The following is a 26,649-nucleotide window of genomic DNA, read 5'->3' on the forward strand; positions in this document are numbered from 1 at the left end:
CGGCACTGGGGGAGGCCGTCACGCGGGAGCGGTCAGGCTCGGTCCGTCGCCGCGAGGGCCCTCGTCGCGAGACGTTCCGTGCCGGCCGGATCGCCGAGGCGGTGGAGCAGGATCCAGCGCCCGTCGTCGTACGCGGCGGCCAGCACGGACGAACCGCGGGTGGCGCCGTCGTGCCACCGGATCGCGGGGCCCCGCTGCCAGGAGGGCGCCGGATCGCCGAGCCGGCGTTCGACGAGCAGGGCGACCAGGAGGTACGCCAGCGTCCGGCAGGTGGACCACATACCGCCGGCCGGCAGGATCGGGCCGGTCAGCGTCCACAGCGGACGCACCCGGCCGAACGGGTCGCGCGGTACGAGCCGTCGGCCCTTGGGCGGACACGCCGTCACCACCCCCGCCTCCAGCCCCAGCGGCGACAGGACGTGACGGTCGACGAGCCGCTGGTACGAGCACCCCGTGGCGGCCGTGAGCGCGGACCCGAGCACGGCGTAGCCGAGATTGGAGTACTCCCGCTCGCCCAGCCGTCCGGCCGTCAGCCGGTCCAGGCCGCGCAACGACTCCCGCAGCGCCGCCTCCGTGAAGGCGAGGTACGGATCGTCCGGCGGGCCCGGGAGCCCGACGGGCAGACGGGGCAGTCCCGAGGTGTGCTCGGCGAGATGCCGGAGGGTGATGCCCGTGCCGCTCGGCACCTCGCCGAGGCAGTCCTCCAGCGGGGTGTCGAACGCGACCGTCCCCTCCGCCACCAGCCGGGCCAGCACGGTTCCCGTGAGCACCTTGGTCAGGGAGCCGATCTCCACGAACCGGTCCACGTCGTGGCCGTGGACCACCCGGTCGGTGATACCGGCGCCGCCCAGCAGGCAGGTGGGTGTCAGCATGCCCTGCGCCTCCGACTCCTCGTATGTCTCCGGCATGTCCTCGTACGTCTCCGGCATGTCCTTCCGGGGCGAAACGAAAACCGGCGATTTCCTTCCCTTGTCCCCCAGTTCACCACCGCATAGGAAGGTGGCACGCACCACCCCTGCACCACCCACGCCATGCCACTCACGACCGACCTGGGGAGCAGCAGCATGTGCGACGACGACCGCGACCACGTGGACCGGAACAGGAACGGCGACGGCGACGGACTCGGAAGGCGCGCACTGTTCGTGACGTCGGCGGCGGCCGCGCTTACGTTGGGAAGCGTGACCTTTGGGACGAGCGGCGCCGAGGCCGCGCACGGTGACCAGGAGACGAGGACCATCCGGGGAACCCTCCCCACCGGCTCCCCCGACTTCGTGTATCTGCCGGTCGAGGTGCCCTCGGGGGTACGGGAGTTGAGGGTCTCGTACAGCTACGACAGACCGGCCGTCCCGGCGGGCACCCCGGGCAACGCCCTCGACATCGGTGTCTTCGACGAGCGCGGCACGGATCTCGGCGGCAAGGGCTTCCGGGGCTGGTCGGGCGGCGCCCGCTCGGAGTTCTTCATCCGGACGGACGAGGCGACCCCCGGCTACCTCCCGGGCCCGGTCCGCCCCGGCACCTGGCACATCGCGCTGGGCCCGTACACGGTGGCGCCGGACGGGCTGCCGTACGAGATCACGATCACCCTCACGTACGGCACGCCGGCCCCGGTGGTGAAGCCGGTGTACCCGCCGGAGCGGGCCGAGGGGCGGGGGCGGGCCTGGTACCGGGGCGACTGCCATCTGCACTCCTGGTACTCCGACGGCCGCCGCACGCTCGCCGAACTGGCGGCGCTGGCGCGGGCGGCGGGTCTGGACTTCATCAACAGCTCCGAGCACAACACCCCCTCCGCGCACGCCCATTGGGCCGAGCACGCCGGTGACGACCTGCTCGTCATGCTGGGCGAGGAGGTCACCACCCGCAACGGTCACGTCGTGGCGCTCGGCATCGATCCGGGGACCTTCGTCGACTGGCGTTACCGGGCCCGGGACAACCGGTTCGGCCGGTACGCCCGGCAGATCCGCCGCGCCGGGGGCCTGGTCGTCCCGGCCCATCCGCACGCCACCTGCGTCGGCTGCAACTGGAAGTTCGGCTTCGGTGAGGCGGACGCGGTGGAGGTGTGGAACGGCGCCTACTCGCCGGAGGACGAGGTGGCGCTCGCCGACTGGGACGGCATGCTCGTGGCGTCCGTGAAGGAGGGACGCGACTGGATCCCGGCGATGGGCAACAGCGACGCCCATCGCGACCCCGACCCGGTCGGCCGCCCCCAGACGGTGGTGCTCGCCGACGACCTGACCAGGGAGGCCATCCAGGAGGGCCTGCGGGCGGGCCGCTCCTACGTCGCCGAGTCCCAGGACGTGTCCGTGACCTTCACGGCGACAGGCGCGCGCGGCGAGCACGCGGGCATCGGCGAGCGGCTGGAGGTGGCGCCGGACACCCCGGTGACCGTCCGTCTGGAGGCCACGGGCAGCGCGGGCTGCAGCATCCACTTCGTCACCGACCAGGGGGTCCTGTTCACCTCGGCCGCGCTCCCGGAGTCCGGCACCGGCTCGGCCCAGTGGCGTACGACGGCCTCGTACGCGGCGTACGTACGTGCCGAGGTCCGCCGGCCCCCGATCGTGCCGGGCTTCCCGGGCCCGCTGGCGGCCTTCACCAACCCGATCTTCCTCGGACGGTGATGGGCGGTGACCGACGGTGGCAGGGCGGTGGCAGGGCGGTGGCAGGCAGTGCGGAGGTCGGGCAAACATAGGGAGAACCCGCCTACGGAATAACTGTGTTGGGCCTTAGGTTTGGCTCGACACATCACCTGCGTCTGTACGGCTGCCACGGCCCGCACGGCCGAAACGGCTGGGCCGTTCGTGCGGACGCACCTGCACGGCGGAGGAGACGGCACCCATGACCGATCACGCGACCACGCCCGACCCGGCGGCGGCTCCGGCGGCGAAGGAGAAGGTCGACACCTCGGTGCCCGCCTCCGCCCGCATCTGGAACTACTGGCTGGGCGGCAAGGACAACTACCCGGTGGACGAGGCGGCCGGTGACGCGTACGCCGGCGCCTTCCCCGGCATCGTGACCATCGCCCGCAGCAGCCGCGCGTATCTGCGGCGCAGCATCCGGCACCTGGTGGAGGTGGAGGGCGTCCGGCAGTTCCTGGACGTCGGCACCGGGCTGCCCACGGCGGACAACACCCACCAGGTCGCGCAGCGGAGCGCGCCGGAGGCGCGGATCGTCTACGTCGACAACGACCCGACGGTCCTCGCGCACGCCCGCGCGCTGCTGTACTCCGCCCCCGAGGGTGCCACCGCGTACGTCGACGCCAGCCTCTACGAACCGGAGCGCATCCTCGCGGCCGCCGCCGAGACGCTGGACCTGTCGCGGCCGACGGCCCTGATCCTCAGCGGCATCCTGGGCCACGTCGCCAGCTACGAGGAGGCCCGCGACATCGTCCGCCGCCTCCTGGCCGGCCTCCCCTCCGGCAGCTATCTCAACATCAACGAGGGCTCCCGGGGCACCGACCCCGACTACGAGCGCGCGCAGGACGCCTACAACGAGACCGGCGCGGTCCCGTACTTCCTGCGCCCCATCGACCAGATCACCGGCTACTTCGACGGCCTCGACCTGATCGAACCCGGCATCGTCTCCGTACCGCTGTGGCACCCGGACCCCTCGGCCGAGGGCGAGCCGAAGCCGAAGCCGATCGGGCAGCACGGCGGGGTGGGCCGGAAGCCGTAGCCCGCCGCGTGGGCCGCACGGGCCGGGCGGGCGGGCGGCCGGGGCCTCGGCTGGGACCTCAGCCGGGTCCGGTGCCGCCCGCCGTGCCGCCCGCAGTGCCGCCCGCGAGGCCGTCCGCGAGGTTGTCCACCGCGCCGTCCACCGGGCCCGCCAGGACGGCGAGGACGGCGAGGACGGCCAGATGGTCCGATGACCGGACGGCCAGATGGTCGGACTGCCGTACGGCCCCACCGCCTCCCACGTCCCGAGGAGAATGACGCCCATGACGAGCCATGCGAGCCAGGTGAACGGCCCGGAGCGCCCCGGTCCCAAGCAGCGGGCCGTCACGGCCTTCCAGCGTCACGTCGCCAATCCGGTGCTGCGCCGGATCCCGCTCCAGACCGTCCTGGAGACGACCGGCCGCACCTCGGGCCTCCCTCGCCGCACCCCCATCGGCGGGCGGCGCGTCGGCGACACGTTCTGGCTGGTCTCCGAGTACGGCGAGAAGTCCCACTACATCCGCAACATCAAGGCCGACCCGTCGGTGCGGGTACGCATCCGGGGCCGCTGGCACACCGGCACCGCCCACCTCCTCCACGACGACGACCCGGTGGCCCGCCTGCGCACCCTGCCCCGTATGAACAGCGCGGCGGTACGGGTGCTGGGGGCGGGGCTGCTGACGGTGCGGGTGGATCTGCGCGGGTAGCGCTCCCCCTCAGACGTCCTCGGGATCCAGCTCGAACGTGAAGTAGACGCTCAGCACGTAGGGTTCGTCCTCTTCGTGCAGGAAGTCCCAGGACACGTCCACCAGGAAGACGGCGTGCTCCCCCACCCACACGGAAGCCTTCCGGAACGCCTCCGCGGCGGTCGTGGCCGGGAACAGCTTCCGCGCCATCGGATGCACCTGGGTCTCGGCGTCCGAGTCGTCGAAGCCCTCCGGGACGGCCAGGCAGAGATCGGGATCGAGTTGCATGGAGTACGCCCTCCTGTCGATGACGCCCGGTAAGACCGCCACGCCCCCGGGAGGGGTTGAGAGGTGAACAGGTCAGCCCTCCGATGGCCGGCAGGCCACGAACACGAACTCCCTGCCGGGACGGTCGGGGGCGTCCCGTACGTCCTCCACCACGTATCCGTGCGCGGCGAGATCCGCCTCGACCTCGTCCCGCTCGCGGAATCTGAGGGTGGAGTCGGACGTCAGCGTCACCTCGCCGCCACCGCCGTCGAAGGCGTAGTGCCAACGGAAGGTCACCAGCGGGCCGGTGACCCGCGTCAACTCCACCCAGCTCACGACCGCGCCGAAACCCGGTACCTCGGTGACCCGGTACGAGTCCTCGCGATTCCACTTCTCCCAGGCCCGCGCGGCGGGGTCGCGGGTCTCGAAGACCAGCCTGCCGCCCGGTCGCAGTGCCTCGTACGCCCCCGCCAGCGTCCGCCGCCATGTCTCCGGTTCCACGATCGCCTGCGCCACGTTGGCCGTCATCGTGACGAGGTCGACCCGCAGCGGGGGAAGGGCCCCGACATCGCCGTGGATCCACCGGACCCGGTCGGCCCCCGGTCTGGCCCGCGCGACGTCGAGGGAGGCGCCGGCCGGGTCGACCCCGACCACCTCCACCCCGCGCTCCGCCAGCAGCAGCGCGAAGACGCCCGTTCCGCAGCCGATGTCCAGCACTCTCCTCGCGCCGGACTCCTGCGCGCACAGGAGGTAGGCGTCCAGGTCGCTGCGATCGGGGTCGAGCGGGTCGTACAGCTCGGCCAGCCGCCGGTCACGGAAGATCTCGTCAGCCATGCGGCCACCGTAGGGGACCGGTGGGGCGGCTCCAACAGCCGTCGCCCCCGCGGCAATTCGGGCGACAGGGGCGCGGCCGCTCTGGAACGCTGTGCGTCGACCGCCGTTCTCGGACCTGCCTCTCTCCGCCTCACCGCTTCTCCGTCTCACTCCGACTCGCCGCTTCTCCTACTCACCGACTGAGGGCTTCGCATTCATGACTTCTCGCCGCCCGGCCGTGTCCATCCAGGAGTTCCCCGTCTCCGACGCCGAGGCCGGGCCGTACGGAATCGCCGCCGGGCCGGACGGCGCGCTGTGGTTCACGCTGGTCCACGCCGGGCGCGTCGGCAGGCTCACGCCCGACGGAGAGACCACGTCGTACTCCCTCGGATCGACGTCCGGGGGGCCCTCGGTCATCACGGCCGGGCCGGACGGTGCGCTGTGGTTCACGGAGTTCCGGGGGCACCGGATCGGGCGGATCACCACGGCCGGAGAGGTCACGTCCTTCGCTCTGCCGACGCCCGACGCCGGGCCGTTCGGGATCGCGGTCGGGCCCGACGACGCGCTGTGGTTCACGGAGGCGGGGGCCGACAGGATCGGCCGGATCACGACCGAGGGGGAGATCGCCGAGTTCCCGCTCCCGGTCTCCGGGGCGTTCCTCTCGGGCATCGCCGCCGGGCCGGACGGCAGGCTGTGGTTCACGATGAACCAGGCGAACGCGATCGGTGCCATCACGGTGGACGGTGAGGTGACCGTCCACCCGCTGCCGACGCCGGGCGCCGGTCCCGTGGGCATCGCCGCCGGCGGTGACGGGGCCCTGTGGTTCGTCGAGATCGGGGCCGGACAGATCGGGCGGATCACTCCGGACGGGAAGATCGACGAGTTCCCCCTGCCGGACCGCGAGTCCCGCCCTCACGCCATCGTCGCCGATGCCGACGCCGACGGCGGTTGCTGGTTCACCGAATGGGGCGCGAACAGCGTGGGCCGGATCACCCACGACGGCCGCCGGCACGAGATCCACGAACACGAGCTGCCGACCCCCTCCTCGGAGCCCCACGGCATCGCTCTCGGCCCGGACGGCGCGATGTGGACAGCCCTGGAGACCGGCTCGGTGGCCCGCCTCCGGGCCGTCGAGGACGCGGATTGACGGGTACGTGGCCCCGCGCGGACCCGCAGGCGTCACCGGCGGGGCCCGAGGAAGGACTCGGGCGCCGACGGGTGGGCGCCGCCAACCTCAGATCATGCTCTGAACTCGGACTTCCGCCTTGTTGCCGTATTCGGCCCGGTGTCACGATCACGACCTCGCCCGCCGACAACGGGCCGACTGACGGGGGTCGTTCATGTCACGCTCAACACGCATGTCACGTCTCGCTGTCACCTCCCTGACGCTGCTGTCGGCGGCCGCTCTCCTCTCCACCACCGCGTGCTCGTCGAACGGCGACACCGGTGCGCAGCGGCCAGAGCCCGTACAAGCGGCCGAGCCGAGCCCCGCGAAGGCGACGCCGGCGGCGGACTCCGGCCGTGCGGACGAGGCCGCCGTACCCGAGGTGTCCGTGGAGGCCGCCCCGGACCTGCAGATGGCCGACCGGGTCGTCCTGCGTCGGGACGGCACGAGGGGCAACGCGTCGATGGAGTTCGGCGGGGCGAGGAAGGGTGACGGCAAGACGGTGACCGTCGCGGCGCAGTGCGAGGGAAAGGGGGAGGTCGAGGTCTCCCTGCGGCCCCTGGGCACCTCCTTCACCGTGATCTGCCGCGACGGTGAAGTGACCGGTGAATACAACCAGTTCACCAGCGACGAAGCGCACCGCGCAGGTACCGTCTCCGTCACCGCGACCTCCGCGGTGCGCTGGTCCCTGTCCGTCGGCCGCGGCGAACCGGCCGAGCAGGACCTCGACGGCTAGCCCTGTCCGCTCCCCCTCCCTCTCCCCTCTCCCCTCTCCCCTCTCTCCTCTCTCCCGCTCAGCCCGTGGTGCGGGCGAACGCGGCGAGAGTGGTGAAGTCCGGGTCCCGTAGGCCGAGGCGGGGGTCCACGCGGTGCAGCAGGGCGGAGTTCTGGTGGTGGGCGGCGACGAACTCCCGGTCGGCGGGGCCGATCTCGTCGTCGACCCAGGCGAAGGGGCGCCCGGCCGCGTGCTCGACGAGGCGCTGTGTCTTCCAGAAGATCCCGGGGTTCGCGGCCGTCCCGGACACCCGGGGCGGCCCGGACGGGCCCGGAGCGGGCCACTCCACCACCGGCAGTTCCGGCAGTCCGAGGACCGGCGCGATGTAGGTGTTCGCCTCGCCGACCCACGTCGTCGCCCAGGTCACGTCGAACAGGGCGCCCAGCTCCAGGAGTTGACGGCCGTGCTCCGGGTTGAGCCAGACCCGGAGCGGCTTGACGTACGCCGCGGGCTGTCCCGGATGCTGGGCGAGCCAGCCCTGCGGCTTCATCCGGTGGGTGGTGTATCCGGCGGGCCTCCGCTCCGGCTTCGCGGCGTACGGGTTCAGCGGCCCGTCGACGTCGAGATAGAGGAGCGGCCGGTCCGTCCCCCGACGCTCACCCCGCTCGCCTCCCTCACTCCGCTCGTCTCGCTCACGCAGCATTCGGACATCATCGCGTTCGGGAGGATCGGAGGGGAAGCCCTCACCCCGGCCAGACGATCGCCTGCGTCTCGCTGTACGCGTGCAGCGCGTACGACCCCACGTCGCGCCCCACCCCGCTCTTCTTGAATCCGCCGAACGGGGCCTCCATGTTGCGGCCGACGGTGTTCACGCCCACGCCGCCCGCCCGCAGGCACCGGGCCACCCGGAAAGCGCGGGCCACGTCCCCGGACCAGACGTAGTCGATGAGGCCGTACTCGCTGTCGTTGGCGAGGGCGACGGCCTCGTCCTCGTCGTCGAAGGGGAGGACGACGACGACCGGGCCGAAGATCTCCTCCCGGACGACGCGCATGTCCGGGGTGCAGTCCGCGAGGACGGTGGGGGCCACGTAGAAGCCCCGTTCGTGCGGCGGTCGTTGACCTCCCGCCACCACCCGGGCGCCCTCCTTGCGGCCCAGCTCGACGTACGACTCGACGCGGTCGCGGTGCGTCGCCGAGATCACCGGGCCGAGCACGGTGCCCGCCTCGCGAGGGTCCCCCACCGGCAACCGGTCGGCGTACGCCGCCAGTTGGGTGACCAGTCGGTCGTAGACACCCCGTTGGGCGATCACCCGTGTCGGTGCCGTGCAGATCTGCCCGCTGTAGAAGGTGAAGGTGGTGGCGATGCCGGCCACCGCCGACTTCAGGTCCGCATCGTCGAAGACGACCGCCGCGCCCTTCCCGCCCAGCTCCATCAGCTGGCGCTTCATCCCGCGCCCGCACACCTCCGCGATCCGCTGCCCGACCGACGTCGAGCCGGTGAAGCTCACCATGTCGACGTCCGGGGAGTCCACGGCCGCCTCGCCGGCCTCCGCGCCGGACCCGCTCACCACGTTCACCACGCCCGGGGGAACACCGGCGGCCTCCAGGGCCTCCGCCATGCGGTAGACGGAGAGCGGGTCCTGCGGGGCCGGCTTCACGACGACCGTGTTGCCCATGGCGAGGGCGGGGGCGATCTTTCCGGCCGGGTTGGCCCAGGGGTTGTTGTAGGAGGTGACGCAGGTGACCACGCCCACGGGGTGCCGTACGGCGAGGGCGCCCATCACGGCCGCTCTGCCGAAGGGACCCGCCTCGTTGATCTGGGGGGCGACCGGCTCCTCCACCGGCTCGACGCGGGCGTACCGCTGGAATCGGGCCGCCCCCACCCCGACCTGCATGGCCCGAGCCGTCCCGGTCGTCGCGCCGCTCTCGGCCTGCGCGAGTTCGGCGTACGGGACGAGGTGGCGCCGTATGTGGTCCGCCGTACGCGCGAGGATCGCGGCCCGCTCGGCGGCCGGTACCCGCGACCACGGCCCGAACGCCTCGCGGGCGGCGGCGGCCGCCGCGAGCACCTGCTCCCGCGACGCCTCCGGCGCCCACCCGACGACGCCCTCCGTCGCCGGGTCGACGACCTCGTAGTGCCCGCCCTCGGGCTCCACCCAGGAGCCGCCGACGAACAACCGCTGCCGCTGCGTGGACCCCGTGGGACTCACTTCGTACTCACCGTCCGGGTGTCCCGGCCGCTCCGCAGCACCTTCCCGGGCACGGCCCCGGTCACCACGTCGTCGCGGATCGCCTCGACGCCGTTGACCCAGACCGCCCGCACGCCGATCGCCCGGGAGTCGAGGCGCGGACTGTCGCCCGGCAGGTCGTGCACCAGGGTGGCCTTGCCGGCGTCGACGCGCTCCGGGTCGAACAGGACGAGGTCCGCATGCCAGCCCTCCCTGACCTGCCCCCGTTCGCGCAGCCCGAAGAGGCGCGCCGGGTCGTCGGTGAGCATCTTCACCGCCTGTTCCAGGCCGACCAGTTTCCGGCCTCGCAGACAGTCCCCGATGAACCGGGTGGTGTACGGGGCGCCGCACATCCGGTCCAGGTGGGCGCCCGCGTCCGAGCCGCCGAGCAGCACGTCCTCGTGCCGCCAGGTCTCGGCGCGCAGGGCCCAGGAGCCGGGGTCGTTGTCGGTGGGCATGGGCCACAGGACCGTACGGAGGTCGTCGGCCGCGCAGATCTCCACCAGGCACTCGAACGGTTCCTGGCCCCGCTCCGCCGCGATGTCCCTGACGACGCGGCCGGTCAGGCCCTCGTTCGCCTCGCTGTAGGTGTCGCCGATGACGTACCGCCCGAAGTTGGCGAGCCGCCGGAAGACCCCGGCCTCCTTGGAGTCCGCGCGCCGCAGCATCTCCGCCCGGACCTCGGGGTCGCGCAGGCGCGCGATCCGCTCGGGCACCGGCAGGCCCAGGACCGGGCCCCATCCCGGGATCAGGTTGAGCGCGCAGAACGTGCCCAGCGACATGTTCATCGGGGTGAGGATCGGCATCGTCAGCGCCACCACCCGGCCACCGGCCTTGCGCGCCCGTTCGCTGGCCTCCAGCTGCCTCGGCACGCGTTCGGGGACGGCGGCGTCGATGGTGAGGACGTTCCAGTTGAGGGGCCGCCCGGCCACCGCGCTCATCTCCACGAAGAGATCGATCTCGTCGTCGCTGAACTGGTCCAGGCAGCCCGCCACGATCGCCTCGATCTGGGTGCCCTCGTGCTCGCCCACGGCCCGTGACAGCGCGATCAGTTCGGCGGGCTTCGCGTGCCGCGAGGCGACCGGCCGGCCGTCGCCGTCGCTGTGCGTCGAGGACTGCGTGGTCGACAGCCCCCACGCCCCGGCGTCCATCGCCTCGTGGAACAGCCGCAGCATCGCGTCCAGTTGCCCGTCGGACGCCTGCCCGCCGACGGCGTCCGGTCCCATCACGTACCGCCGCAGCGCGCAGTGCCCGACCATGAAGCCGGCGTTGACGGCGATCCGCCCTTCGAGGGCGTCCAGGTACTCCCCGAAGCCGTTCCAGTTCCAGGGCGCCCCCTCCTCCAGCGCGACCAGCGACATCCCCTCGACCTTGGACATCATCCGCCGCGTGTAGTCCGCGTCCTCGGGACGGTCGGGGTTCAGGGGCGCCAGCGTGAACCCGCAGTTCCCGCCCGCGACGGTCGTCACCCCGTGGTTGAGGGACGGTGTCGCGTACGGGTCCCAGAACAGCTGGGCGTCGTAGTGGGTGTGGGGATCGACGAAGCCGGGGGCGAGGACGAGGCCGCGCGCGTCCTCCGTGGAGCGGGACTCCTCCGTCACCTCCCCGATGACGGTGATACGGCCGTCGCGTATCCCGACGTCGGCGGTGTACGCGGGGGCGCCCGTTCCGTCCACGACGGTCGCACCTTTGATCACATGGTCGAGCACGGCTACGCCCCTTCCACACAGGCGACAGGCACGGGAATCGAAGGCTGTGCTGCCGCGCCCCGGAAGGGACGCGGGGAACTGCGCGAGCAACCGCGACGGACGCGCGGCCGGCGATCGGACCGCGGCCCCGCCGCCGAGGGTCGGGCCTCGGCCGCCGACGACGAACGGGTCTCGGCCCGCCGCCGAGGGTCGGGCCTCGGCCTGCCGGCGCCGGACGGACCGCAGCCCTCCGCCGACGGACGGCCCCGGCCCGCGGAGGCGGGGACGCGGGGACGCGGGGACGCGCCCGGCCCCAGACACGTGGGACGCCCCCGGCCCTCCGGGCGCACCTCAGCCGGCGGCCGCCCGGAACCGCGAGGTGCGGTGCACCGGATCCGTGTCGATCTTCGGGATCACATGCTCCCCGACCAGCCGGATCGTCTGCAGGGTCGCCTCCTTGGGCACCCCCACCGGCAGCCCGAAGCTCAGCTGGTCCGCCCCGGCCTGCTCCCACCGCTTGCACTGCCGGAACACCTCGTCGGGGTCCCCGCAGATCAACAGCTCTTCCTCGATGAGGAGTTCGATGAACTCCTCGTTGTACTCGGGCAGCGTCTCCGGCCACACGGGGAAGCCGTCGGGCCGGGGGAAGGTGTCGTGGTACCGGAAGACGAGCGAGGGCAGGTAGTGCAGCCCGCCGGACACGGCGATCCGCACCGCCTCGTCGTGGGTGGGCGCGCAGATCGCGGTCGTCGTCACCATGACGTTGTCGTTGACGAAGTCACCGATGGGCTCGGCGTCGACGATCGCCGTCTTGTACTTCTCCAGCACCCACTCCATGTCGGAGACCTTCTGCACGCTGAAGCCGAGCACGCCGAGCCCCTTGCGCGCGGCCATGGAGTACGAGGGCGGCGACCCGGCGGCGTACCACATCGCGGGGTGCGACTTCCCGTACGGCTTGGGCAGGATCTTGCGCGGCGGCAGTGACCAGTGCTTGCCCTGGAAGCCGACGTACTCGTCCTGCAGCCACATCTTGGGGAACTCGGCGATGGTCTCTTCCCAGATCTCCTTGGTGTAGTTCATGTCGGTCACCCCGGGGATGAACCCGAGGATCTCGTGCGAACCGGCCCCGCGCCCGCTGCCGAACTCGAAGCGCCCCTCGGTGAGATGGTCGAGCATGGCCACCTTCTCGGCCACCTTCACCGGGTGGTTGACCTGGGCGAGCGGGTTGAAGATGCCGGAGCCGAGGTGGATGCGGTCGGTGGCGTGGGCCAGGTAACCGAGGAAGACGTCGTTGGCGGAGAGGTGCGAGTACTCCTCCAGGAAGTGATGCTCGGACGCCCACGCGTACTTGAAGCCGGACCTGTCCGCCTGGATGACGTACTCGGTCTCCTCCATCAGCGCCTTGTGCTCGGCGAGGGGGTCCGTCTCGGCCCGCTTGCCCACGTATCCCTGTACAAAGAGCCCGAATTCCAAGGAGGTTCACCGTCCTCAGCGATACCCGGCGGCATTATCTGACTGTACGTCAGATCTCGTCAGGGCCGACTGTTCCACCGGCCCCGTGGAGCGTCAATAGCTGACGTGTCGTCAGATACGGTCCCGGGGGCCGGCTCTCAGACGAGACTGACCCCGGCCAGCCAGCCCCCGTCGATCACGAACGGCTGCCCGGTGATGTACGAGGAGTCCTCGCAGGAGAGGAAGAGCGCCAGGCGGGCCACCTCGTCGGGGCGGCCGATCCGGCCGAGCGGGACGCGCTTGCGGTACAGCTTGGCGACCGTCTCGGCGGACGCCTCGTCGCCGGGGTCGGTCATCGGGGTGTCGACGGATCCGGGGCAGACCGCGTTGACCCGGATGCCCTTGCGGGCCAGTTCCAGCGCGGCGACACGCGTGAGGCCGACGATCGCGTGCTTGGTCGCGGCGTACGCGCCGACGTACGCCATCCCCGTCAGCCCGGTGTACGAGGCGGTGTTGACGATCGTGCCGCCGCCGGCCGCCTCGATCTCGGGGGCCAGGGTCTTGATGCCGAGGAAGACACCGACCTGGTTGACCCGCACGACCTGCATGAACTCGTCGAGGGGGGTGTCGACGAGCGAGTTGAAGCGCAGGACGCCGGCGTTGTTGACGAGGCCGTCGACGCGGCCGTACGCGCTCCTGGTGGCGGCCACGGCCGCCCCCCAGTCATCCTCGCGGCCGACGTCCAGGTGGACGTAGAGCGCGCCGATCTCCTTGGCGAGGGCCTCCCCCCGGTCGTCGAGGACGTCGGCGACGACCACCTCCGCCCCCTCGGCCCGGAACAGCCGGGCCTCCTGCTCGCCCTGGCCGCGCGCGGCGCCTGTGACGAGGACGACACGTCCGTCGAGCTTGCCCATGCGGACTCCCTTCGCGGTGCGTTGGCCGAGGTCAGGGTACCTCTGTTACTGACGAAGCGTCAGATCTGTGTCACATGCTTGCGATCGCGATCTCAAGTGACCCACGGGTAGGGATATTTGACCCTGTCCACCACACGGACCTGCCCCAATAATCCGTCAGCGGAAGGTAAAGCACCCCTCAAGGAGAGAGCCGAACATGGCGAAGAGGCGCTTCAAGAACAAGAAGGTCCGGTACCTGGCGATCGGTGCCTCACTTGTGACCGGTACGGCTGTCGCCGCCGTACTGCTGCCGTCGGCCAGCGCGGCCGAGGAGAAGACGCCGGAACAGATCATAGGAATGTGCGAAAGGACCGCGGTACTCAACGGGAAAAAACAGTCGACGAGCGATTTCGGAGGCGGCCTCGGGGACGGATTCGCATCTGACACCTGTGATTTCGTCGAGACGAAGTTCGAGACCTTCGACGGCCCCACGGAGAAGGTCACGGTGGACTTCCCGAACTGCGAGCCGAACGCCACCGAGCCGGCGAAGGTGACCACCGAGTTCTCGAAGGCGATCGGCCAGGGCGAGGGCAAGTACACCGCGACCCAGCAGGGCGCCCTCGGCGGTCTCTTCGGAGCCCTGAGCGGCGGCTGGGTGAAGCACAAGGGCACGCTGGACATGACCGTCAAGACGGCCACCGCCAGCGAGTCGGAACAGCGGGAGGTCCCCGTCGGCAAGGTGATGCATGTGACGTTCACGCCGAAGATGCAGCGCATGACCGGCGAATGGCGCGTGCACCTCGACGCCGACCCCGGCAGCTTCGCCGTGAACCCCACCCCCGAGCAGAACTTCGTGGCCCCCGAGGTCGTCGAGGGCCCGGTCATCCTCGAAAGCGCCGCCGGCACGCCCGGACTGGCGGACGGCACCTCCAAGGTCGTCCTGGAGGACTGCTGACCGAGGGCCGGCGGCCGACGTCCTCCCCCCGACGGCCTCCGGCCGGCCCGCACCACCACGCCGTCCCTTCCCCACCGGACCGTCCCCTCCCTCCGCACCACCACCCCGTCCGCCTCCGGGAAACCCCCTCCCACCCGCTCTGATCCCCCTCATCACCCTCGCAGGAGACCCACATGACACGCACCGGGCGCAGCGGCCACCACCGCAGCAAGAAGAAGCGCATCACCCTCGCGCTGGCACCGGTCGTCGCCCTCGGACTGGCCGTCCCGCTGATGTACAGCGCGGGAGCCGCCACCCCCGACGAGGTGGCCACCGACTGCCGCACGGACTCGGACAAGCTGGAGAACTGCGAGTTCGTCGACGTCCAGGTCAAGCGCGACAGCCTCGGCCCCAACGAGCGGGTCACCTCGGTGACCGACAACTGCGGGGTCACCACCCCGGCGACGAAGACCTTCAGCGGCACGGCGTCCGTGACACGGGTGATTCAGCTGGAGGACGGCTTCAACACGGACGGCAGCACCAAGCTGGCCAGCTCCGTCTTCGAGATCGGCGTCAAGTTCGCCACGCAGGAGTTCAACATCAAGCGCGACGACACCACGTCGTCGTTCTCCTTCTCCAGGTCCGACACGGTCAAGGAGGACCACATCGCCTTCTTCATGTGGTCCCACAAGCGCACCGACGTGAGCGGCTTCCTCAAGGCCACGTACAAGGAGGCCCAGGACGGTCAGACGGTGTTCTTCTCACCCAGTGAGAACTCCACCGCGGTCCATGTCTTCTACCCGCAGCTCCTGGCCAGCGGCACGCCGGACGGCCGACTCTGGCTGCGCAATGTCAAGTGCGGCACGCCCCAGGCCAACGGAATCATCAACAGCGAGAACAGCGCCCGCGCCGAACCCGGATTCGAAGAGGGCGGCGAGAACGTGACCGACGTCGAGATTCCGCTCTCCGAAGTCACCGTGCAATAGCGTCCGGAGAAACCCGAGTAATCCCCCGTGCCCTGCACGGGGGATTTTTATGTGCGGTCACCGAAAAGCGCGCCCGAGTATTCCGAAGGCGCTCAGCAGAGTGTTCTCATACGCGAACCTAGGGGGTCGCTCCCAGCCATCTCAACACGGCCTCCGTGCTCCCGCGGGCATCCAGCTTGGCGTAGATGTTGCTGAGGTTGTTGCGGACGGTCTTCTCGCTCAGCGTCAGACGCAGTCCGATCTCCTGGGCGCCGAGGCCGGTGGAGAGAAGCTCCATGATCTGGCGTTCACGGGGCGAGAGCAGGGAGCGCAGCCGTTCCCTCGCCTCCCCGTGGCCGGGCAGCTGCCGGGCCGCGTCCCGGATGGCCGCGCAGGCGACGGGCGAGAAGTAGGTGTGGCCGACCGTGGCGGCCACGACCGCGGAGGAGAGCATGCAGGTGCAGTAGTCGCCGTCGACCAGATAGCCGGCCCCGCCCCGGAACACGTCCACGACCGTCTCGGCGTCGCGGCTGGGGCTGACGACGATCACCGGGGCGCTCATGGACCCCATGGCCTTCAGCAGTCCCGCGAAGGACACCGCCGGGTCCTCACAGCGCAGGACCACGACATCCGCCTCGGTCTCGCGGAGTTCGCGGTAGGGGGGCGGGACGAGCAGCGCGCTGCTCACGTACCGGTCGTCGGGGGCCGGCCAGTCCTCGTGCGGCCACCGGCCCGGGGCACAGGCCAGGGCGACCGACAGGCCGGGGGGCGACGGCGCCGTCGAGCGGGGTGGGCGTGCCGGGGCTCGGGAGGGTTGGGCGGGAACAGCCGAAACGGGGGTGCCTGCGTGCTGGGACGTTCTGACGTGCCGGGGAGATCGCACCTCGCGTGTCCTTCCGCCGAAGCCATGACTCCCCTACATACGTGACTCCGGCGTCAGTTGTTCGAAGTTTCAAGGACGAAACGCGAAGCTGTCAGACAGGTTCATCGCCCCGGCCACCGCGACGGCCGAAACCTTTCGGTCTCGAACTTCGTTGCTGGGCACGGGAGTTCACCGGCGAGCGCGTGGGGTGCGCCGAGAGGACCGCTCCGCCGGGGCCGGCCCCGGGCGCTCCGACCGCGCGGTTCGCCGGGTCGACGGACGTGGCTGTCGGTTGTGCGGTGGCTCCGGTCCGGCATCCCAGGCATCAGCCGACCCGCTGCATCGCCTTCCGGTGCCGATCCGCCATCGCGGCTCCGGATTCCCGGCGGGCCATCCTGCGCAGGACGGACGGTGCGAGGAGCAGCCCGGCGATCGTCCAGGCTCCCAGCACGCCTGCCGTCTCCAGGTGCCGCCAGGATTCACCGATCTCGGCGGCGACCGCCTCGGCCGGCAGCAACGCGGCCCGGAGACCGAGGCCGAGCCAGTACACGGGGAAGATCTGGCCGACGGTCTGCAGCCACTCGGGCAGCTTCGACAGGGGGAAGTAGATGCCCGAGATCACGACGAGTCCCATCACCGGAAGCATCAGCAGACCGATGGTGCGGGGACTGTCGACGAGCGAGCCGATGACGGCCCCCATCGGCAGGGTTGCCAGGAGACCGAGCGGCACCACCCACAACAGCGTCAGCAGCGGTCCCCCGCCCTGCCGGGCGACCCCGTCCACCAGGAACACACCGACGGCGAAGGGGAGTGCCATGGAGACGAGAGCCGTCCCCGACACCATGATGATCTTGCCGACCAGATGACCCACCATGCCGTGGGGCACGGCCTTGGCCCGCAGCAGGGTGCCGTCCTCGCGCTCGGCGGCGAGCAGTTGTGCCGTGGTCATCATCCCGGTGAACGCGAGCGTCATCCCCAGCATGCTCGGCAGCATGAACGCGCCGGCCGAGATACCGGCGCCCTTCAGCGGATCGTCCCTGACCAGGAACAGCGGCACCATGAGCAGGACCGTCCAGAGCACGTACCCGAAAACGTCCTGGCCGGTGGTGAAGGTCTGCCGGAGTTCTGTCCGGCCGCGCCGCACTCCTGCCTTCGCCGCGTACCACACCGGACTCATCGCGCTTCCTTCCCGAAGGCGTGTGCCGCCCGCTCGCCGGGGACACTCCCCGCCTCCACTTCCCTGACCATCGTCAGGTAGGTGTCCTCCAGGCTCGCCCGGCGGACCTCCAGCCCGCCGATCGCGTCGCCGTGCTCCTCGAACAGCCGACGGACGAACCGGGTGGGCTCGGCCGTCGCCTCCTCGAAGGGCCGCCCGTCCCGTGTCCAGCGCACCGTGGCCTCGGCCGACGCCTGACGGGACAGCTCCTCGGCGGCGCCGTCGGCCACGATCCGGCCGGCGGCCAGGATGAGGATGCGGTCGGCGAGCTTCTCCGCCTCGGCGAGGTCGTGCGTGGTCAGCAGAACGGTGGTGTTCTCGTCCGCGAGCCCGCGCACCAGTCCGTGGAACTCGCTCCTGGCCTCCGGGTCCAGACCCGCCGTCGGCTCGTCCAGGAAAAGCACTTCGGGTCTGCCCACGATGCCGACGGCCACGTCGAGACGCCTGCGCTGCCCGCCGGACAGGGTCCCGACCCGTTTGTTCGCCTGCTCGGTCAGCCCCACGGCGGCGATCAGCTCGTCGACGTCCCACGGCCGCCGTACCAGGGCAGTGGAGTACGGCGCATAGTACGAACCGAGGTGGGCCAGCAGTTCCCGCACCCGCCACTTGCCGTGGTCGCGCCAGGACTGCAACACGATGCCCAGGCGCGCGCGCCATCGCTCGTCCCCGCGCGCCGGATCGGTGCCGAGGACGGTCACGTCACCGGCCGAGCGCATCCGGAAGCCTTCCAGTACCTCGATCGTGGTCGTCTTGCCGGCGCCGTTCGGGCCGAGCAGCACGACGACTTCGCCTCGCCGGGCAGTGAAGCCGACCCCCTTCAGGACCTCCTGGCTGCGGTAGCGCATCCACAGATCCCGTACGTCGATGACCGTGTCACCCTCCGACACCGGGCTGCTCCCAGCCCCGGATAAGTCATGGCTGATCGCCATCGGCGTTCCCCCGTCCGTCTCGTGGTCCGTCCTCCGGGATCAGGGACCGCAGTCCATGCCGACGCCCGTGGGCATGGACGTGTCCACCGACCGGGCTGCCGTCATCGCCTGGCAGCAGCCGTTCGGACCCTCCCCGGACGAACACGTTACCGAACGGTTCAGGCATCTCACGCTGTTCCACCGACCCGGCGAACCTTCCCGGTCACCGCACGAGGGACCGCTGCTGGCGCACCGGGACTCATGGACCAGGACGAGTGCGGGACTCGTGCGACGGGTGGGCGGGTAGGGTCCTGGGGTGCGTTGATCTGCCGGGCGGTGGCCGAGTGCCGCCGCAGAGGATGCGGGCGAGCCCGGCGAGTCCCGGGGCCGCCCGGTTCGGCATACCCGTCCTCCACCCACACCGGAGATCACGCGATGACCGCCCAGCGGCCCCCCATGTCCTACGACTCTTTTGTCGAACTCGCCACCGCCGACCCCGCCGTCGTCGGCCTCGTCCTCAAGGGCTCCCGGGCCCACGAGGGCATGGCCACCGAGCACTCCGACCACGACCTGTACGTCGTCCTCGCCGAGGGCGCGACCACGGCCCTCACCCGGTTCGCCGGGCACCGCACCCCCGAGCTGGATCTCGTCGTCCTCACCCTCGACGAGTTCCGCGCCGCCGGAATGCCCGGCTTCGAGCGGTACGCCCTCGCCCGCGCCCGAGTCGTGCTCGACCGCCTGGACGGAGGGATCGCCCGGATCCTGTCCGCCAAGGCCCGGCTCGACGCCGACGAGGCCCGCCGTGAGGCGGCCGCGTACCTCGACGCCTACGCCAACTCCCTCTACCGCTCGGTCAAGAACGACCGCGACGGCCAGGCACTCGCGGCCCGCCTCGACGCCACCGACAGCGTCCGGTTCCTGCTGGAGACCCTCTTCGCCCTGGACCGCCGCCCCCGCCCCTACAACAAGTACCTGGAATGGGAGCTGACCCGGTACCCGCTCCCCGACTGGCACACCGCCACACTCCTCGACGCCCTGCACCACATCGCGGCCACGGGCGACGTGCCCGCACAGCGCCGCCTCTTCACCCGGGTCGAGACCGTGGCCCGGCGGGCAGGACACGGCCCGGTCCTGGACGCGTGGGGCGAGGACCTGCGGCTCATGCGGGCGCGGTAGGGGTGGGTTGAATCGTTGGGCGGCTGGTGCCGGACGGGTTGTGGGCGCCGCTTCAGCGGGGGTCCCGGAGACTCCGTCACGGCTTCAGGGCGGCGGCCGGCGCCGACATGGTGACCGGGAGGCGCCGGCCGCCACCGTGTTCGCGCCAACGTCGGGCTGCACGCGGACCGGTCTGCCCCTGTCTGACCGGTGTCGCTCGTCGGGCTGTCCACTGCTACGAGCATCGGACCCCGAGGTTCACCGGCCGAGCCGAGCTGTCTCACCAGTGATGGCTGGCCCAGGTGTCCCCACAGAATTCTCGCGGGCAAGGGGCGCCGGGGTGGTGGGGTGTCGCCACATACGCCGGACATCCGCACCTCAAGCACGAGGTTTCGCCGTCACCGGCGAGGCCGGCTTTCTTCAACCTCGCGTAGGCCTTCTGCTGGGCCACCCGGAGTTGCTCCTCGGCCTCGTCGAGGGCGGCAGCGTTCTCCTCGTACACGCCCTTCTGGGCCTCTGTCAGGTCCGGTTGGCCGGCACCGAGCCCGGCCCCGCACGGCTGCCTCACCATCGGCCGCCCGCCTCGCCACGGCCTCCGTGACAGGGCGGGCGGCTTCTACAGCAGGGGCCCCACCTCGGTCCCGAACACCCCGACCTGATCCACGAGTTCACTCAGGCCCCGGCTCCGGAACCGCACCTGTATCTGGTCCACCCCCATCGCCCCGTACTCCCGCAAGGACTCCGCGAGCGCCTCCGGGCGCCCGGTGAGGGTGCGGCGGCCGACCTCCCAGGCCGGCTCGCCCACGTACAGCGGCTCGGTGATCGCGCCGACGGTGAGCGGGGTGGTGACGCCGGCCTCCTCCCGCAGGCGGCGCAGACGGGTGATCTGGGCCGGGAGGCGGTCGCGGGGGTCGCCCTGGGGGAGCCAGCCGTCGCCCCGTACGGCGGCCCGGCGGACGGCGGCGGGGGACGAGCCGCCGACCCACACCGGGATGCGGGCCTGGGCGGGGCGGGGGCGCTGGCCCAGGTCCTCGAAGTCGTAGAGCTTGCCGTGGTGGGAGGGGAACTCGTCCGGGCCGAGGGCCGCGCGCAGGGCGTCCACGCACTCGTCCAGGACCGCGCCCCGGCGTTCGAAGTCCACCCCCAGCGCCTCGAACTCCTCCCGTACGTGACCGGCGCCCACGCCGAGGATCAGCCGGCCTCCGGAGAGGTGGTCGAGGGTGGCGTACTGCTTGGCCGTGAGGAGCGGGTGGCGCAGGCCGACCACCGCGACATGGCTGAGCAGCCGGACCCGTTCGGTGACGGCGGCCAGGTAGGCGAGCGTGGCGACGGGGTCGTACCAGACCGTGCTCATCGCGGACGCGAGGCGGCGCGGGACGGCCACGTGGTCGCAGGCGGCGATGTACGCGAACCCCGCCCGGTCGGCGGCCCGCGCGATCCCGGCCAGGTCCTCCGGTCCGGCGTCCGCCTCCCAGGGCTCGGCGTACAGGGTGCTCTGCGACTGGACCGGCAGCTGCATCCCGTAACCGAGCCCGGCGCCGGACCCGCCCGGCCGACGCTCCCCGGACCCGCCCGGCTGACGCTTCTCGGCCCCGCTCAACTCGCGCTCCCCGGCCCCGCCCACAGCCCCTCCTTCGTCAGGCCCAGCAGTTCGATCGCGTTCCGGCGCACGATGCGGTCCACGACGTCCGGGTCCAGGTGGCCCATCTGCGCCTCGCCGACCTGCCGCGACTCGGGCCAGGTGGAGTCGGAGTGGGGGTAGTCGGTCTCGTACAGCACGTTGCCGACGCCTATCGCGTCGATGTTCCTCAGCCCGAACGCGTCGTCGAAGAAGCAGCCGTAGACGTGGTCGGCGAAGAGTTCCGACGGCGGACGGTGGACCTTGTCGGCCACGCCGCCCCAGCCCCGGTTCTCCTCCCAGACGACGTCCGCGCGTTCCAGGATGTACGGGATCCAGCCGATCTGGCCCTCGGCGTACATGACCTTGAGGTTCGGGAAGCGTTCGAACTTGCCGCTCATCAGCCAGTCGACCATCGAGAAGCAGCAGTTGGCGAAGGTGATCGTGGAGCCGACGGCGGGCGGCGCGTCGGCGGAGGTCGACGGCATCCGGCTCGACGAACCGATGTGCATCGCCACGACCGTGCCGGTCTCGTCGCAGGCGGCGAGGAAAGGGTCCCAGTCGTCGGTGTGGACGGAGGGGAGGCCCAGGTGCGGGGGTATCTCGGAGAAGGCCACGGCCCGCACACCGCGCGCCGCGTTCCTGCGTACCTCCGCCGCCGCCAGCTCCGCGTCCCAGAGGGGGATGAGGGTCAGCGGGATCAGCCGGCCCCGGGCCTCGGGGCCGCACCACTCCTCCACCATCCAGTCGTTGTAGGCCCGGACGCCGAGCAGCCCCAGCTCGCGGTCGGCCGCCTCGGTGAACGTCTGGCCGCAGAAGCGCGGGAAGGTCGGGAAGCAGAGGGCCGACTGGACGTGGTTGACATCCATGTCCGCGAGGCGCTGCGGGACGTCGTACGAGCCGGGGCGCATCTGCTCGTAGGTGATGATCTCCAGCTTGATCTCGTCCCTGGAGTAGCCGACGGCGGTGTCGAGGCGGGTCAGCGGGCGGTGCAGGTCCTCGTAGACCCACCAGTCGCCGATCGGGCCGTCGTCGCCGGGGGCACCCATCACGGGTTTGAAGCGGCCGCCGAGGAACGTCATCTCCTTCAGCGGCGCGCGGACGATGCGGGGGGCCGTGTCCAGGTACTTCTTCGGGAGCCTGTCCTGCCAGACGTTCGGGGGCTCCACCGTGTGGTCGTCGACGGAGATGATCTTCGGGAAGGGGGTGGGGGCGGTGGTGGGATCCGTGGCGCTCGTCTCCAAGGTGTCCATGTCCGTCACGGTAGCGCCGATCTGACGACCCGTCAGTAATCTGTTCGCCTGTGTGGAGCTGGTGACATGTCGGTGGCTCCCTGTGATCGACACCTCCCACGGCTGACGGATCCGCCACGGGCAGGGCAAACTGGCTCGTGCACCAAGGAGGCTTGGGAGACGTCGATGGGTGGTGAACCGGGAGTGCCGCAGAGCGGTGTGCCGCGCGTGCCGGAGCAGAGGGCCGCCGTGGACGCACAGATTCCGGAACCGGCGCCCCAGCCACCGGCCGACCTGCGCTTCGCCGTGCTCGGACCCGTACGGGCCTGGCGCGGCACCGAACCTCTCGCCACCGGTTCGCCTCAGCAACGGGCCCTGCTGGCCGCGCTGTTGCTGCGCGAGGGCCGCACGGCCACCGCGCACGAGCTGATCGACGCCCTGTGGGGCGACGACCCGCCGTCGCAGGCGCTGGCGGCGGTGCGGACGTACGCCTCCCGGCTGCGCAAGGTGCTGCCGGGGGTACTGGTCAGCGAGTCCGGCGGCTACGCGGTCCGCGCGCTGCCCGGCGGCGCGCTGGATCTGGCCGTGGCCCAGGAACTGGCCGCCGACGCCGAGAAGGCCAGGAGTTCCGGCGATCTGCTCCAGGCCCGCGAACTGCTGAACAGGGCGCTGGGACTGTGGGACGGCGAAGTCCTGGCGAGCGTGCCGGGGCCGTACGCGGAGACCCAGCGCGCCCGCCTGGAGGAGTGGCGTCTCCAACTCGTCGAGTCCCGCCTCGACATGGACCTGGAACAGGGCTGCCACGCGGAGGCGGTCTCCGAGCTGACCGCCCTCACCGCCGCCCACCCTTTGCGGGAGCGACTGCGCGAACTGCTGATGCTGGCGCTGTACCGCAGCGGACGGCAGGCCGAGGCCCTCGCGGTGTACGCCGACACACGCCGCCTGCTCGCCGACGAACTGGGCGTGGACCCCCGCCCGGGTCTGCGGGAGCTGCAGCAGCGCATCCTCCAGGCGGACCCGGGTCTCGCGGAGCCCTCCGCGCCCCTCGCGGCCGACACCTCCGCGCCCCCGGTCCGGCCCGCACAGCTTCCCGCCACCGTCCCGGACTTCACCGGCCGCGCCGCCTTCGTGAACGACCTGAGCAAGGTGCTGGCGGAGGCGTCCGGCGCCGAGGGCCAGGTCATGTCGGTGTCCGCGCTGGCGGGCATCGGCGGCGTCGGCAAGACGACACTCGCCGTGCACGTGGCCCACCAGGCCCGGTCGTCCTTCCCCGACGGGCAGCTGTACGTCGACCTCCAGGGCGCCGGCTCCCGCCCCGCCGAGCCGGAGACGGTCCTCGGCTCGTTCCTGCGCGCGCTCGGCACGGCCGACTCCGCGATCCCGGACTCCCTGGAGGAGCGGGCCGCGCTGTACCGGTCGGTCCTGGACGGCCGGCGGGTCCTGGTCCTGCTCGACAACGCACGGGACGCGGCCCAGGTACGGCCCCTGCTGCCCGGCACGGCGGGCTGCGCGGCCCTCGTCACCGCCCGGGTACGGATGGTGGACCTGGCCGGCGCCCACCTCGTCGACCTCGACGTGATGTCGCCCGACGAGGCCCTGCAGCTCTTCACGAGGATCGTCGGAGAGGAGCGCGTCGCGGCGGAGCGCAAGGCCGCGCTCGACGTCGTCGCGGCCTGCGGCTTCCTGCCGCTCGCCATCCGCATCGCCGCGTCCCGGCTCGCGGCGCGCAGAACGTGGACGGTGTCCGTCCTCGCCGCCAAACTCGCCGACGAGCGGCGCCGGCTGGACGAACTGCAGGCCGGTGACCTGGCGGTGAAGGCCACCTTCGAGCTGGGCTACGGCCAGCTGGAGCCCGCCCAGGCCCGCGCCTTCCGCCTCCTCGGCCTCGCGGACGGCCCGGACATCTCGCTGGCCGCGGCGGCCGCCGTACTGGACCTGCCGCCGGAGGACACCGAGGACCTCCTGGAGATCCTCGTCGACACGTCCCTCCTGGAATCCGCCGCCCCGGGCCGCTACCGCTTCCACGACCTCGTCCGCCTCTACGCGCGTGCATGCGCCGAACGCGACGAACAGCCGCCGAGCGAGCGGAGCGCGGCGATGTCACGGCTGCTGGATTTCTATCTGGCGACGGCGACGCGGGTGTACGCGATCGAGCGGCCGGGGGACCGGACGGTCGCGCATCTGGAGCGGAGCCGGTACGCCGGACGGGAGTTCTCCACCGCCTCGGACGCGTTGGACTGGCTGCACGCGGAGGCGGAACCGCTCCTCGCGTGCGTCCAGCAGTCGCTGGGGGCGTCCACGCTGCGACGGGCCGTCGACCTGCTGCTGGCCACCATCGATCTGGCCGAGTCCGGCGCCGGTTCGCGCCGCTACGAGACGACCGCGCTCGCCGCGCGTGACGCGGCGGCAGCGCTCGGGGACGCGCACGCCGAGACCCGGGCACGCATCACACTGGCCCAGGTCCTCAGCCAGGCGGGGCGCTTCGACGAGGCCGAACGGGAGGCCGAGCGCGCCGACCTCGTGAACGGGACGGCCGGCGACCCCTGGACCAGCGGCACCGCCCCCAACCAGCTGGGGATCATCGCCATCTGCACCGCTCGCTTCCCGGACGCCGAGGCCTTCCTGCTCAGGGCCATCGAGGCGTTCCAGGCGGACGGCAACAAACCCGGCGAGGCCAGCGCGGTGTGCAACCTGTCCCGCTCCCTCGCCTCCATGGGCCGCACCGCCAGGGCCGTCGATCTCGCCCGGCGCGGCGTGGAGATCTACGACGAGCTGGGGCTGACCGTACGCCTCGCGAACTCCCGCTACGCCTCGGGGATCGTGCTCACGCAGGCGGGCCGGCTCCATGAGGCCCTGGAGCAGCTCGAAGCGGCACTGCTGATCTTCACCGAGAACCGGCAGCGGCTGTGGGAGGGCACGACCCATTTCCGGGTGGCCCAGGTCCACCTGGCGGCGCATCGCCCCGCGCAGGCCGCTCAGCACGCCGAACAGGCGCTGGCGATCGGCTGCATCGGCGGCGACTGGATGAGGGCCAATGCCCTGACCCTGTTGGGCAGGGCATTGGTGACCCTCGGCCAGTCGGACCGGGCCCGCGCCTGCTGGCGTGAGGCGCTGACGACGTACGAGCGGAACAACTCGGCGGAGGCCGACGAGGTGCGCGGCCTGCTGCACCCGCTCGCGGCGGCGTGACAACCCTGGGGCAGGACGTTCATCGAACGTTTATGGGTGGCTGACAAGCTCAGTGCATCGATCCGTCGCGTCGGGGGGCAGGCGGATCCGTAGGGCCTCACAGTCAGCCGAGGCCACCTGAAACGCCCGTTCGGCGACCCCCGGGGGAGTTGCCGAACGGGCGCTTCCGCCCAGAAGCACCAGTTCACTCACGGGGAGTTCCAGCGATGAGCGACAAGAAGAAGCAGGACCCGGAGATCACCACGATGGACCAGCACGCACCCGCCCCGCCGAAGAAGGACGGGGCGGTCACCACGCTGGACCAGCACGCGCCGGTTCCGCCGGGCGAGGACCCGGAGATCACCACGATGGACCAGCACGCACCTGCCCCGCCCGCGCTGGACCTGGGTGGCAAGTGACCTTCTCCTGACGGGGGGTCGGCCGCGGTGGCGCGGAGGGGGAGCCACCGCGGCCGAGGTGTGTCCCGAGGCGGTGTTCAGGGAGGGACGAGGATGATCACAGCGCCTGCCGGGCCGGGCACGCCCGTCGTGCCCCGGCCGGAGAGGACCCCGCCCGCGCTGCGCGCGGCCCTGGCGCGGGTGGCGCCGCACCGCCTGGGCGAGATGGAACGGCAGAAGGACGAGGCCATCACCCTGGCCGCCCGCACGGGCAGCCTCCGGCCGATCACCCGCTTCCTCGAAACCTGGGCCGTCACCGTCGAGATCGCCAGGAACCCCGCCACGGCCGCCCGCCTGCACGGCGCCGAACACACGGCCCGCACCGTCGACCACGACGACCCGGCCTGGCGCGAGGCGATGCACGAGATCCGCGACCTGCACGCGACGGCCCTGAGATCACTCGACCAGGAACCACCCGACCGGGAACCACGAGACCGGTAACAGGCCGAACGGTCGGCGGTCGACCGGTAACAGGCCGACCGGACGGCGGTCGACCGATAGCAGGCCGACCGGACTGAGCCGACCGATAGCAGGCCGACCGGACTGGGCCGACCGATAGCAGGCCGGCCCGACGGCGGC

The 26,649-nt window shown here is 71.6% G+C and carries 25 protein-coding genes; 11 read left to right on the forward strand and 14 right to left on the reverse strand.

Features of this window, described 5'->3' with window-relative positions:
* Window positions 1-32 precede the first annotated feature (32 nt).
* The gene (locus ACZ6BB_RS25345; protein WP_471617627.1) at window positions 33-872 is read right to left on the reverse strand and encodes a serine hydrolase domain-containing protein; all 840 of its coding nucleotides are present in this window, start codon (window positions 870-872) and stop codon (window positions 33-35) included.
* A 192-nt stretch (window positions 873-1,064) separates the two neighbouring features.
* Between ACZ6BB_RS25345 and ACZ6BB_RS25350 the strand changes: the two genes are divergently transcribed.
* Window positions 1,065-2,615 (forward strand): CehA/McbA family metallohydrolase, encoded by a 1,551-nt coding sequence (locus ACZ6BB_RS25350; protein ID WP_471617628.1) that lies wholly within the window; start codon window positions 1,065-1,067, stop codon window positions 2,613-2,615.
* Window positions 2,616-2,832: 217 nt separating this feature from the next.
* Window positions 2,833-3,669 carry an SAM-dependent methyltransferase gene (locus tag ACZ6BB_RS25355; RefSeq protein WP_471617459.1) on the forward strand — a complete coding sequence of 279 codons (837 nt, stop codon included), beginning with the start codon at window positions 2,833-2,835 and terminating at the stop codon, window positions 3,667-3,669.
* Window positions 3,670-3,727: 58 nt separating this feature from the next.
* On the opposite strand, the gene ACZ6BB_RS25360 is transcribed toward ACZ6BB_RS25355, so the two are convergent.
* On the reverse strand, window positions 3,728-3,910 hold the full coding sequence (locus ACZ6BB_RS25360; RefSeq protein ID WP_471617460.1) for a hypothetical protein: 183 nt from the start codon (window positions 3,908-3,910) through the stop codon (window positions 3,728-3,730).
* A gap of 21 nt (window positions 3,911-3,931) precedes the next feature.
* On the opposite strand from ACZ6BB_RS25360, the gene ACZ6BB_RS25365 reads away from it, so the two are divergent.
* On the forward strand, window positions 3,932-4,354 hold the full coding sequence (locus ACZ6BB_RS25365) for a nitroreductase/quinone reductase family protein (protein WP_471617461.1): 423 nt from the start codon (window positions 3,932-3,934) through the stop codon (window positions 4,352-4,354).
* A gap of 9 nt (window positions 4,355-4,363) precedes the next feature.
* Here ACZ6BB_RS25365 and ACZ6BB_RS25370 read toward each other — a convergent pair whose 3' ends face one another.
* A complete protein-coding gene (locus tag ACZ6BB_RS25370; protein ID WP_471617462.1) occupies window positions 4,364-4,621 on the reverse strand; it encodes a hypothetical protein in 258 nt (85 codons plus the stop codon).
* A 72-nt stretch (window positions 4,622-4,693) separates the two neighbouring features.
* Complete coding sequence (locus tag ACZ6BB_RS25375) at window positions 4,694-5,434, reverse strand: class I SAM-dependent methyltransferase (protein ID WP_471617463.1); 741 nt, start codon at window positions 5,432-5,434, stop codon at window positions 4,694-4,696.
* A gap of 196 nt (window positions 5,435-5,630) precedes the next feature.
* Here ACZ6BB_RS25375 and ACZ6BB_RS25380 point away from each other — a divergent pair, with 196 nt between their 5' ends.
* Both ACZ6BB_RS25380 and ACZ6BB_RS25385 read left to right on the forward strand, forming a co-directional pair.
* Window positions 5,631-6,560 (forward strand): Vgb family protein, encoded by a 930-nt coding sequence (locus ACZ6BB_RS25380; protein WP_471617464.1) that lies wholly within the window; start codon window positions 5,631-5,633, stop codon window positions 6,558-6,560.
* 211 nt (window positions 6,561-6,771) lie between these two features.
* A complete protein-coding gene (locus tag ACZ6BB_RS25385) occupies window positions 6,772-7,314 on the forward strand; it encodes a hypothetical protein (RefSeq protein ID WP_471617465.1) in 543 nt (180 codons plus the stop codon).
* 58 nt (window positions 7,315-7,372) lie between these two features.
* Here ACZ6BB_RS25385 and ACZ6BB_RS25390 read toward each other — a convergent pair whose 3' ends face one another.
* The 5 genes from ACZ6BB_RS25390 to ACZ6BB_RS25410 form a co-directional block, all read right to left on the reverse strand.
* Entirely contained in the window at window positions 7,373-7,996 is a 624-nt protein-coding gene (locus ACZ6BB_RS25390; RefSeq protein WP_471617466.1) for an HAD domain-containing protein, read from the reverse strand.
* Between the two features lie 40 nt (window positions 7,997-8,036).
* Window positions 8,037-9,503, reverse strand: coding sequence for an aldehyde dehydrogenase family protein (locus ACZ6BB_RS25395; RefSeq protein WP_471617467.1), 1,467 nt, complete (start codon window positions 9,501-9,503; stop codon window positions 8,037-8,039).
* The gene (locus tag ACZ6BB_RS25400) at window positions 9,500-11,230 is read right to left on the reverse strand and encodes an N-acyl-D-amino-acid deacylase family protein (protein WP_471617468.1); all 1,731 of its coding nucleotides are present in this window, start codon (window positions 11,228-11,230) and stop codon (window positions 9,500-9,502) included. The genes ACZ6BB_RS25395 and ACZ6BB_RS25400 overlap by 4 nt, the downstream gene beginning before the upstream one ends.
* Before the next feature lie 330 nt (window positions 11,231-11,560).
* Window positions 11,561-12,682: an LLM class flavin-dependent oxidoreductase gene (locus tag ACZ6BB_RS25405; protein WP_471617469.1), complete on the reverse strand. Its 1,122-nt coding sequence runs from the start codon at window positions 12,680-12,682 to the stop codon at window positions 11,561-11,563.
* A 137-nt stretch (window positions 12,683-12,819) separates the two neighbouring features.
* The gene (locus tag ACZ6BB_RS25410; RefSeq protein ID WP_471617470.1) at window positions 12,820-13,575 is read right to left on the reverse strand and encodes an SDR family NAD(P)-dependent oxidoreductase; all 756 of its coding nucleotides are present in this window, start codon (window positions 13,573-13,575) and stop codon (window positions 12,820-12,822) included.
* Between the two features lie 196 nt (window positions 13,576-13,771).
* Here ACZ6BB_RS25410 and ACZ6BB_RS25415 point away from each other — a divergent pair, with 196 nt between their 5' ends.
* The gene (locus tag ACZ6BB_RS25415) at window positions 13,772-14,509 is read left to right on the forward strand and encodes a hypothetical protein (RefSeq protein ID WP_471617471.1); all 738 of its coding nucleotides are present in this window, start codon (window positions 13,772-13,774) and stop codon (window positions 14,507-14,509) included.
* Between the two features lie 173 nt (window positions 14,510-14,682).
* Window positions 14,683-15,474, forward strand: coding sequence for a hypothetical protein (locus tag ACZ6BB_RS25420; RefSeq protein WP_471617472.1), 792 nt, complete (start codon window positions 14,683-14,685; stop codon window positions 15,472-15,474).
* 118 nt (window positions 15,475-15,592) lie between these two features.
* Here the strand turns inward: ACZ6BB_RS25420 and ACZ6BB_RS25425 are convergent, their stop codons facing one another.
* From ACZ6BB_RS25425 to ACZ6BB_RS25435, 3 genes are all read right to left on the reverse strand, one after another.
* On the reverse strand, window positions 15,593-16,141 hold the full coding sequence (locus tag ACZ6BB_RS25425; RefSeq protein WP_471617473.1) for a LuxR C-terminal-related transcriptional regulator: 549 nt from the start codon (window positions 16,139-16,141) through the stop codon (window positions 15,593-15,595).
* A 499-nt stretch (window positions 16,142-16,640) separates the two neighbouring features.
* Window positions 16,641-17,492 (reverse strand): ABC transporter permease, encoded by an 852-nt coding sequence (locus ACZ6BB_RS25430; protein WP_467350220.1) that lies wholly within the window; start codon window positions 17,490-17,492, stop codon window positions 16,641-16,643.
* Window positions 17,489-18,460, reverse strand: coding sequence for an ABC transporter ATP-binding protein (locus ACZ6BB_RS25435; protein WP_471617474.1), 972 nt, complete (start codon window positions 18,458-18,460; stop codon window positions 17,489-17,491). The genes ACZ6BB_RS25430 and ACZ6BB_RS25435 overlap by 4 nt, the downstream gene beginning before the upstream one ends.
* Before the next feature lie 414 nt (window positions 18,461-18,874).
* Here ACZ6BB_RS25435 and ACZ6BB_RS25440 point away from each other — a divergent pair, with 414 nt between their 5' ends.
* The gene (locus ACZ6BB_RS25440; RefSeq protein ID WP_471617475.1) at window positions 18,875-19,615 is read left to right on the forward strand and encodes a hypothetical protein; all 741 of its coding nucleotides are present in this window, start codon (window positions 18,875-18,877) and stop codon (window positions 19,613-19,615) included.
* A 595-nt stretch (window positions 19,616-20,210) separates the two neighbouring features.
* On the opposite strand, the gene ACZ6BB_RS25445 is transcribed toward ACZ6BB_RS25440, so the two are convergent.
* Together ACZ6BB_RS25445 and ACZ6BB_RS25450 are read right to left on the reverse strand one after the other, a co-directional pair.
* On the reverse strand, window positions 20,211-21,113 hold the full coding sequence (locus ACZ6BB_RS25445) for an LLM class F420-dependent oxidoreductase (RefSeq protein WP_471617629.1): 903 nt from the start codon (window positions 21,111-21,113) through the stop codon (window positions 20,211-20,213).
* A gap of 77 nt (window positions 21,114-21,190) precedes the next feature.
* Entirely contained in the window at window positions 21,191-22,465 is a 1,275-nt protein-coding gene (locus tag ACZ6BB_RS25450) for an amidohydrolase family protein (RefSeq protein WP_471617476.1), read from the reverse strand.
* Window positions 22,466-22,630: 165 nt separating this feature from the next.
* Here ACZ6BB_RS25450 and afsR point away from each other — a divergent pair, with 165 nt between their 5' ends.
* The 3 genes from afsR (at window position 22,631) to ACZ6BB_RS25465 (ending at window position 26,511) form a co-directional block, all read left to right on the forward strand.
* Window positions 22,631-25,633, forward strand: coding sequence for an SARP-family global regulator AfsR (gene afsR, locus ACZ6BB_RS25455; protein ID WP_471617477.1), 3,003 nt, complete (start codon window positions 22,631-22,633; stop codon window positions 25,631-25,633).
* 206 nt (window positions 25,634-25,839) lie between these two features.
* Window positions 25,840-26,031 (forward strand): regulatory protein AfsS, encoded by a 192-nt coding sequence (afsS, locus tag ACZ6BB_RS25460; protein WP_471617478.1) that lies wholly within the window; start codon window positions 25,840-25,842, stop codon window positions 26,029-26,031.
* Window positions 26,032-26,124: 93 nt separating this feature from the next.
* Entirely contained in the window at window positions 26,125-26,511 is a 387-nt protein-coding gene (locus tag ACZ6BB_RS25465) for a DUF6247 family protein (protein WP_471617479.1), read from the forward strand.
* The last annotated feature ends 138 nt before the right edge of the window (window positions 26,512-26,649 follow it).

The sequence above is a fragment of the Streptomyces sp. NPDC041108 genome, assembly GCF_055592645.1.

Excerpts from the sequence above, each read along its gene's own strand:
- ACZ6BB_RS25345 (WP_471617627.1), bottom strand. The coding sequence starts at position 872 with ATGCTGACACCCACCTGCCTGCTGGGCGGCGCCGGTATCACCGACCGG.
- ACZ6BB_RS25350 (WP_471617628.1), top strand. The coding sequence starts at position 1,065 with ATGTGCGACGACGACCGCGACCACGTGGACCGGAACAGGAACGGCGAC.
- ACZ6BB_RS25355 (WP_471617459.1), top strand. The coding sequence starts at position 2,833 with ATGACCGATCACGCGACCACGCCCGACCCGGCGGCGGCTCCGGCGGCG.
- ACZ6BB_RS25365 (WP_471617461.1), top strand. The coding sequence starts at position 3,932 with ATGACGAGCCATGCGAGCCAGGTGAACGGCCCGGAGCGCCCCGGTCCC.
- ACZ6BB_RS25370 (WP_471617462.1), bottom strand. The coding sequence starts at position 4,621 with ATGCAACTCGATCCCGATCTCTGCCTGGCCGTCCCGGAGGGCTTCGAC.
- ACZ6BB_RS25375 (WP_471617463.1), bottom strand. The coding sequence starts at position 5,434 with ATGGCTGACGAGATCTTCCGTGACCGGCGGCTGGCCGAGCTGTACGAC.
- ACZ6BB_RS25380 (WP_471617464.1), top strand. The coding sequence starts at position 5,631 with ATGACTTCTCGCCGCCCGGCCGTGTCCATCCAGGAGTTCCCCGTCTCC.
- ACZ6BB_RS25385 (WP_471617465.1), top strand. The coding sequence starts at position 6,772 with ATGTCACGTCTCGCTGTCACCTCCCTGACGCTGCTGTCGGCGGCCGCT.
- ACZ6BB_RS25390 (WP_471617466.1), bottom strand. The coding sequence starts at position 7,996 with ATGCTGCGTGAGCGAGACGAGCGGAGTGAGGGAGGCGAGCGGGGTGAG.
- ACZ6BB_RS25410 (WP_471617470.1), bottom strand. The coding sequence starts at position 13,575 with ATGGGCAAGCTCGACGGACGTGTCGTCCTCGTCACAGGCGCCGCGCGC.
- ACZ6BB_RS25415 (WP_471617471.1), top strand. The coding sequence starts at position 13,772 with ATGGCGAAGAGGCGCTTCAAGAACAAGAAGGTCCGGTACCTGGCGATC.
- ACZ6BB_RS25420 (WP_471617472.1), top strand. The coding sequence starts at position 14,683 with ATGACACGCACCGGGCGCAGCGGCCACCACCGCAGCAAGAAGAAGCGC.
- ACZ6BB_RS25430 (WP_467350220.1), bottom strand. The coding sequence starts at position 17,492 with ATGAGTCCGGTGTGGTACGCGGCGAAGGCAGGAGTGCGGCGCGGCCGG.
- ACZ6BB_RS25435 (WP_471617474.1), bottom strand. The coding sequence starts at position 18,460 with ATGGCGATCAGCCATGACTTATCCGGGGCTGGGAGCAGCCCGGTGTCG.
- ACZ6BB_RS25440 (WP_471617475.1), top strand. The coding sequence starts at position 18,875 with ATGACCGCCCAGCGGCCCCCCATGTCCTACGACTCTTTTGTCGAACTC.
- ACZ6BB_RS25445 (WP_471617629.1), bottom strand. The coding sequence starts at position 21,113 with ATGCAGCTGCCGGTCCAGTCGCAGAGCACCCTGTACGCCGAGCCCTGG.
- ACZ6BB_RS25450 (WP_471617476.1), bottom strand. The coding sequence starts at position 22,465 with ATGGACACCTTGGAGACGAGCGCCACGGATCCCACCACCGCCCCCACC.
- afsR (WP_471617477.1), top strand. The coding sequence starts at position 22,631 with ATGGGTGGTGAACCGGGAGTGCCGCAGAGCGGTGTGCCGCGCGTGCCG.
- afsS (WP_471617478.1), top strand. The coding sequence starts at position 25,840 with ATGAGCGACAAGAAGAAGCAGGACCCGGAGATCACCACGATGGACCAG.
- ACZ6BB_RS25465 (WP_471617479.1), top strand. The coding sequence starts at position 26,125 with ATGATCACAGCGCCTGCCGGGCCGGGCACGCCCGTCGTGCCCCGGCCG.